Source organism: Flavobacteriales bacterium, assembly GCA_019694795.1.
Classification (GTDB): Bacteria; Bacteroidota; Bacteroidia; order Flavobacteriales_D; family UBA2798; genus UBA2798.
The window spans coordinates 1-5,650 of sequence record JAIBBF010000102.1 but is presented as its reverse complement, the minus strand read 5'-3'; the positions used below and the strand labels follow the sequence as shown (position 1 = coordinate 5,650).

General features: G+C 36.7%; 7 protein-coding genes. 3 read left to right on the top strand and 4 right to left on the bottom strand.

Annotation, left to right across the window (positions count from 1 at the left end; all coding sequences use genetic code 11):
- The coding region (locus K1X56_14735) for a hypothetical protein (protein MBX7095976.1) at positions 1–903 on the top strand (903 nt) is incomplete at its 5' end.
- Positions 904–928: 25 nt separating this feature from the next.
- On the opposite strand, the gene K1X56_14730 is transcribed toward K1X56_14735, so the two are convergent.
- Genes K1X56_14730 through K1X56_14720 form a run of 3 tightly spaced genes read right to left on the bottom strand, consistent with a single transcriptional unit; the run spans position 929 to position 1,975 of the window.
- Positions 929–1,216: a hypothetical protein gene (locus K1X56_14730; GenBank protein ID MBX7095975.1), complete on the bottom strand. Its 288-nt coding sequence runs from the start codon at positions 1,214–1,216 to the stop codon at positions 929–931.
- Positions 1,217–1,227: 11 nt separating this feature from the next.
- Positions 1,228–1,599, bottom strand: coding sequence for a hypothetical protein (locus tag K1X56_14725; GenBank protein ID MBX7095974.1), 372 nt, complete (start codon positions 1,597–1,599; stop codon positions 1,228–1,230).
- Between the two features lie 4 nt (positions 1,600–1,603).
- Complete coding sequence (locus tag K1X56_14720) at positions 1,604–1,975, bottom strand: hypothetical protein (protein MBX7095973.1); 372 nt, start codon at positions 1,973–1,975, stop codon at positions 1,604–1,606.
- A 781-nt stretch (positions 1,976–2,756) separates the two neighbouring features.
- Between K1X56_14720 and K1X56_14715 the strand changes: the two genes are divergently transcribed.
- Both K1X56_14715 and K1X56_14710 read left to right on the top strand, forming a co-directional pair.
- Positions 2,757–3,950 carry a PKD domain-containing protein gene (locus K1X56_14715; GenBank protein MBX7095972.1) on the top strand — a complete coding sequence of 398 codons (1,194 nt, stop codon included), beginning with the start codon at positions 2,757–2,759 and terminating at the stop codon, positions 3,948–3,950.
- Between the two features lie 81 nt (positions 3,951–4,031).
- Positions 4,032–4,667 carry a hypothetical protein gene (locus K1X56_14710; GenBank protein ID MBX7095971.1) on the top strand — a complete coding sequence of 212 codons (636 nt, stop codon included), beginning with the start codon at positions 4,032–4,034 and terminating at the stop codon, positions 4,665–4,667.
- Here the strand turns inward: K1X56_14710 and K1X56_14705 are convergent, their stop codons facing one another.
- Positions 4,668–5,393, bottom strand: a complete 726-nt coding sequence (locus tag K1X56_14705; protein MBX7095970.1) for a nitroreductase family protein — start codon at positions 5,391–5,393, stop codon at positions 4,668–4,670.
- Positions 5,394–5,650 lie beyond the last annotated feature (257 nt).

Below are 5,650 nucleotides of genomic sequence, written 5' to 3'. Positions count from 1 at the left end.
CAGAATTTCGGTAGTGGAACGGTTGAGGTTGCAAAACTGCTCGACCGTATTATTAAGGATTATTCGGAGAGTTCGAAAATGATGCAGAACATTCCGTTCCGGATGAAAGTCTATCAGTCGGTATCACGTATTTTATTGCAGCAGCATGATTATGTATCGCTCGAAAAATATTTGTTAAAGACCTATAAGGAATTCTCAAAAGAAAATTTATTCGATAAAAACAACCACGATACCAAACTGGGAATGTTGGTGTATTTGGTGAACTCATTGTTTAAGAATAAAAAATACAACGACTCTTTGCATTATGCTGCGATACTTGGAAAGGGGATGGAAGAGTTCAACGCATCACACCGTGAAAAATATTTGTTCTATTATTATAATGCGCTGGTAAATAATTATGCTGTAATCGATAAACAAAAAGCGGTAGAAATTATTGAGGATGCTTTACAAAAACCGGAAATTTCTGGGAATACCTTCAATCGATTGTTCCTCGATATTCAATTGGCACTTCAATTTTTCGATCTCAAAGAATTCCGCAAAGCCAATAAATTAATTGTGCGCGTTCGGCATGAAGATAATTTTAAAATTTTCGACCAGGCCTTTCAACTTAAGATTCTCATTGCGGAATTACTGATTCGTTTCGAATTAAAAGATGCAGACTACATCGAATCCCAAATTCCGAAAATCAGAAAAGCGTATACGGAATTGTTGTTGGAAGAATCCTATTTTCGTCAGGACCAAATGCTGCAATGGTTAAAACGCGCCTGCATCAGTTCCAATCTCCGTAAGGATGAAAAACTGAAGGGAATTAGTCAGCAACTCCTCCAGGAAGGCGGTGCTTCCGATTCGGGTGATAATGATTTACTCGATTATAATGGCTGGATTTTGCAAAAAACGAGTTGAAATTTGTGCGCTTAAAGTGAATGAATTATTTTTTTTTAATTATTTCGATGTATTCAGGTTTTCTAAGTTTACAAGAAATAAACAAATTATATTCATCAGCATTAAGTAACATCTGACGGGCTAAATTTTTAGCCTTATTTTCCCAAAATTCTTTCTTTTTATGAGGGTTTGGTACTTTTACATGAGTGTATACTTTACCATTTATTTCTACAAAAATTATTTGATGCTTGCCATTTTTTTTTATTGAACTATATGGCAGTTTATTTAATAAAGCTGTGTTAATCTCTTTTTCAGTAAAGACTTTAAAACTCATTTTAAAAAAGATTAAATATTAGCCTTAGATAAAATGAATTTTTTCTGCTCAGAAAGAGATTTAGACAATTTCTTTTTAGTGGTACATAGTTCATCAAAAAGAATAGATAAATAACCCTTCACAGCCTCAATTAATTCATCAAATGAATCTGCATATTCAAAAATGGATAATTCATCTATCGACCCGATATATTCATCATTCACATATGAAATATTCACAATAATTGGATGTGCTAAATTTATATTGGGATTCCCAAAATTGAAAATTGGAAAGCAAGTCCCCTCGTCAATTGAACCATAATTGAAATTCTTCAATCTAAATTCCAGAGATGAAGGCACATTATCACACGTGAAGTTGTTGTTGTTGTTAACAGCTAAAAACATGATGTCATTTTTTATGTGTCTTGCTAGATTCACTAGTGATAAGTTTATACTCTTTTATTTTTAATTGTATCCAATTTGCTAGACTTTCTGCCGTTTGAATATCAATATATATTCCACATTCAATTTCCCTTATTAATCCATTTTTACAATCATTAGCAGTCAACTTGTCTTCTGTAAATTTTACTTGTTCGTGATCCTCAAATTCAAATTTATTAGTTTTTGGTATTGGGAATCTTTCTGCATAAAAATTAAGATTCAAATAGTTTTTTGTAGTTAACCCACCATATACTCCATCTGCATGTACAATTTTATACGAGGGATTCTTTTGGTAGTGTATCTCTATAACTGATTTTTTTTTCTTTTCAGACGCTGACATTTCTTGTAATTTGAGGGGTCACAAATGTATTAATAATATCAACTTAAAATAAAAAACTAAAATGCGTTTCTAAAACAGTATTGAAAATATAACAATGGTTTATTTAATTTATTGTTAATAACCTCATCATTTATCAATCAGTCTAAGTAATGAATTGTTTTAGACAGTAATTTTACGTAATTATAAAAAACTCACCCATTAACCTAAAAATCAGAATTTTATGGTTTTTTTAAGGTATAACAAGGTTAATAATTAATGTGAATTACAAAAATAATAATCCGTTTGGATTTCCCTCACCTTGCGGATAGTCACGAGAGGGAGGTATTGATGCAAAAGTTACCGTGTCGAAGCCGTTGGTCTTATCAACCAAAGAAAGTCTTGGTAAGCCTTCTTAACCTCTTAACCAAAAGCTCCCTTATCGGGGGCTTTTATCATTTCAAATATATCTTATTTATATAAGGTGACAAATTTTTAATTAAAATTATTTGTCGCTTCTTAACCTATTAAAGCAATTAATAAGCCTCGAAAACCTCGTTGAATAAGTAAGATTTATTTTCAATCTCCACAAAGATAATATAAAAAAATGACTAGCGCAAGTATTTGGTAAACAATTTTTTACAAGCCTTCGTAAATTTGTATATAGTTGTCAATTAAACTATCTATTCTATCTTTTAACGAGTATAAATTATGAAAATCTGCCTTTATCCTCCGCTTTGTTCGGTTCATCTTTGTACTGTCCAAAAGGGCTAAACGAAAAATGAACCATAAATACCTATCAACCATGAAAAAGATTTTCCTCTCACTCTTAGCCACCGTTGCGTCGCTCGGAGCATTTGCGCAGGATTTCACCATCACCGGTACGGTGACCGAATCGGGTACTGGAAATCCCATTGCCAACCACACCATTATCATTTACACCGACTCTACGGTATTGAGTTATTTCGGAACCGCGGTGACCGATGCCAATGGTGATTACTCGGCGATTATTCCGAATGGCGGACAGGTGGGTCCGAATTTATTAATCTGGATCACTACAGATTCTTGCAACAGCTACACCACTCACACCCGTGCTAATATGCAGGGAACCGTAACTTCATCGGTAGATGATTTTGTAATCTGCGGTGCCGGTACACCTGCAACCTGTGATGCAAGTTTCACGTACCTCGATTCTGCCAATACAGGATTACTTTATTTGATGGCGGATAATTATGATCCAAGCTGGACCTACAACTGGGATTTTGGCGATGGAGCAACCGCAACAAGTGGTAACGGATCATGGATCATGCATTATTATTCTACACCCGGAACATATTATGCCTGCTTAACGATTACATCTGCTAACTGCACAACTACTTTTTGCGACACCATTGTTGTTGCTAATCCTGCAAACAATTTCTGCGTTGCCGATTTCTGGTGGTGGGCAGATTCAACGAATAATGTCGTTTATCTTGCAAATAACAGCACCTATACCGCTGGCATGACCTACACCTGGGATTTCGGCGACGGAAATGTGGGAACTGGTCAATACCCTACTCACCTCTATGCCAACTACGGCACCTACGTGATTTGTTTAACCATCAGCGACGGATTTATGTGTAACGATACCTATTGCGACACTATAACTTTCCTTCCGTTCCAGGGGAATAACAATAACCGTAGCGGATTTACTTTAAATGTAGTTCACACTTCAGCTTTAGGTGTTGAAGAATTGACCAGCATCAGCGGATTAAACACTTTCCCTAATCCTGTTCAGGAACAATTGAATATTAATCTTGAAAGTTTATCTTCTACCAAAGCTGAAATTGTAGTAAGCGATATACTTGGTAAAGTAATTCTGGTGGAAAATGCTAACCTGAATAATGGAAGCAACAAACTTAATTTGAATGTATCATCGCTCGACGCAGGACTTTATATTCTTAGCGTGAGAGATTTAAACAGCAATTCTCTACAAAGCGTACGATTTGTACGTCAGTAATTCGCAAGCAAGAGAAAGAGTCCGCCTTCAGCAATGAGGGCGGATTTTTTATTGAGGTATGATTATTGTGTGAGGTGAATAATGAAAAATCTGGTTTTATTTTTTCTGCTGTTTACTGCGTCGGGTGTGTTTGGACAATACAACCTTAAAAGTCTGGTAGGCGAAGGTCGTCCCCCATTGGATAATCCCAATCAGTTTGCCAGGGATTTAAAAAATAAAGCGATCGACATCGTGCAGCAACGTTTGGGAAAAAATTATTTCAGTGTTGTAGACACCTCCTATCGCTATCCGCATTATTACGATAACGTGTATTTTAATTCGGCCCCCTCTGAAATGAATTACCGTGTATTTTTTCGTCTGTTTCCTGCTACGGATCATAGTTATTCTTTCGAGTTGGAATTTGATGCAAAAAAATTGGAGTTGCTTTATCCGATTTCTGCTTATTTACCCGATTGTTCTAAAAACGGGAAATCATGTTCAATAATTTCTTCATCCCAGGTGATGCAAACAGGAAAGGAAAAACAAGGCAATGGATTTAAACGCGAAGGGAATTTGCATTTTTCATACGATGCAAAAAGAAAATCGTTTATCTGGACCTATTCCAATCGCGAATTGCAGCAATATCCTTATGGTATAGAATTTATCATGACGATGGATGCCGTAAGCGGAAAAGTAATTTCTGCAACGCGGAATGAAAAGGTGTATATGGGGCGTTAACTACACCTGAAAAATCACTTCACTTTCCGGCACTCTGAATCGTTTGCCATAAATGCCTTCGGGAATTCGTTTTCCGCAAGTAATCACCATATTGATTTCTGCACGCCAAGGGAGTCCCAGCATTTTTTTTACCCTTAAACTGTCGAACCCTTCTACCGGACATGTATCGTGTCCTTCTGCCGACATCGACAGCATAAAAGTTTGCGCTGCAAGTGCTGCGGATTTGTGAACCACAATTCGCATATCTGTCCGGTTGACCTGGCGAACCATTGGTTTGAATAGAGCGATGGATTGAACTACGATTTTTTTAATGCTACCTCTTATGCCAAACATATCATTGTTGTATAACAATGGCATCAGTTTTTTGAAATAGTTTAAAGTGCTCATGCCTTTGTGACTTTCACGATCTGCATAATTATTCAATACAAAATCGTAATTGCTTTTTGCACGGCGTTTCCATAAATCAGGACGAGCCACTACTACGATCATCTCTTTTGCCGAATTCGTGGTGTTTTGGTCCATGCAATAATGCGACAGCAACTTTAATTTTTCGGGATCAGAAATCCTGTAAAATTCCCAGAGTTGCATATTGGAAGAGGAGGGAGCTAAATGAGCTCTGGATAAGCTTCGTGTAACTGCTTCCGGATCATAATCGGTGGGATGAAATTTCCGAACGGCTCTTCGTTCGTTCACAATCTCATTAAAAATGCGTGCAGACTCTATCATGAGGTAAAAATATAGTGCTATACCTTATGTTGACGAATAAACACCTGAAATATTTTAAACCAAAAACCCCGGGTTTCCCCAGGGTCTTCGGCTCTCTACTTTGTTGCGTTATGAAAAGAACGGGCTTGTGCTTAGAAATTGAGCATGATACCTGCAGTTACAGGATACAGCTGCGGACCTTTTCCTTTTTCGAATACGCGGGTTAATCCGTAGTTGACGTACAAACTAACATCTCCGTATCCAACCATGGCTGTTGC

Bases quoted from the DNA above. Each gene is read 5' to 3' on its own strand.
- K1X56_14725 (MBX7095974.1), bottom strand. From the start codon at position 1,599: ATGTTTTTAGCTGTTAACAACAACAACAACTTCACGTGTGATAATGTG.
- K1X56_14720 (MBX7095973.1), bottom strand. From the start codon at position 1,975: ATGTCAGCGTCTGAAAAGAAAAAAAAATCAGTTATAGAGATACACTAC.
- K1X56_14705 (MBX7095970.1), bottom strand. From the start codon at position 5,393: ATGATAGAGTCTGCACGCATTTTTAATGAGATTGTGAACGAACGAAGA.
- K1X56_14710 (MBX7095971.1), top strand. From the start codon at position 4,032: ATGAAAAATCTGGTTTTATTTTTTCTGCTGTTTACTGCGTCGGGTGTG.
- K1X56_14730 (MBX7095975.1), bottom strand. From the start codon at position 1,216: ATGAGTTTTAAAGTCTTTACTGAAAAAGAGATTAACACAGCTTTATTA.
- K1X56_14715 (MBX7095972.1), top strand. From the start codon at position 2,757: ATGAAAAAGATTTTCCTCTCACTCTTAGCCACCGTTGCGTCGCTCGGA.